Annotated in this window: 1 protein-coding gene; it reads left to right on the forward strand. The window is 40.2% G+C overall.

The genetic code is table 11. From position 1 onward, the window contains the following. Positions 1-944: 944 nt before the first annotated feature. A partial coding sequence (locus T525_RS15380) for a hypothetical protein (RefSeq protein WP_037325763.1) occupies positions 945-1,195 on the forward strand: 251 nt, incomplete at its 3' end.

The raw sequence follows: 1,195 nt of genomic DNA on the forward strand, positions 1-1,195 counted from the left end.
AAAAAGGCCAGTCCTTGGACTGACCTTATCACTGTTGGCGTGGGGGCCAGCAGTGCGCCTATCATAATTAAGAAAAGCCAGTTGGAGGACTGGCTCTCTTGTTGGCCGGGGGGAGTCCCCAGCTTCTTGGAATGGGATTCTATGAGAATATTTTAACATAAAAGGTTGCACTATGCAACTATCCTCTGTTGAAGCCAAAAAAGATGCCGATCATAAAGACCGGCAAAGGAAGGAACGACTACAAAAATGTAGCACATAAAAGGAAAACGTTATACGGAAAGTAATATGATAACCTAATTTTAACATGAATGGTTACAACAGGCAACTACTCTTTCAGAGTGTCCCATACCATCTTATAAAATCATCCTTATGTGCCCCGTAGTTGGTGCCCTCCTTGAACTACTGGGAGAACATCAAAAAACGCTGGGTGCCCTGTTCTACTAATATATTATTTTGTTTTATCTTATATTATATTAGGGACGTGAAAAGCCTTGTGGCACAAGGAATAAGGGGGATATTGGGGACATTATATGTCCGCACCATGTACTGCACGGTGGCGGCAGGGAGGTAGATATACACAGGTTATTCACATTTTATGCACCAAATAGGGGCATTTATCCACAACATTTTCCAAAGTTATTCCCATACAATTCATCTTCTTAATTTGATAATGAAGGGTATGGGTATTTATTTCCCCTGCAGGTCGTAAAAAGTGGGAATTTGTTCCTGCGAAGGTTTATAATTTAGTTAAAAGGAGGAAAAGGGTATGTCAAAAACCAGTGTCCGGGGCAATTACGAGGGAACTGTCTATTTCAATGAGTCAAAGAATTTGTGGGTGGCTTCCTTTTATCCCCATTATTTTTAAAATTTTTATAACACTTTTATCCCCTCATGGATATAAAGGACAAAGAAAAACAAACACACAATAAAGGGAGGCGTTCATTATGACAGTATTAAACAATGACAAGATTCAGGTTATTCAGGAAGCTATTGATGGTGAGAAGTTACTAAAGTGCATTCAGGATATGCCGGAAGATCGCGTGGAAAAGGCTTTTAAGAATGATGACATTAAGAAACTGGCTGATAGACTCAGCGATGATGCAGAGCTGTTTGATGCAGTTATGAATGTCTATGATACCGATAAGTCTTACGAAGCTGCTACTGCTGCTGTTCCAGGCAAATATACCAAGGCAGA

It is taken from the genome of Anaerovibrio sp. RM50 (assembly GCF_000622005.1).
In the GTDB taxonomy this organism is placed as follows: domain Bacteria; phylum Bacillota; class Negativicutes; order Selenomonadales; family Selenomonadaceae; genus Anaerovibrio.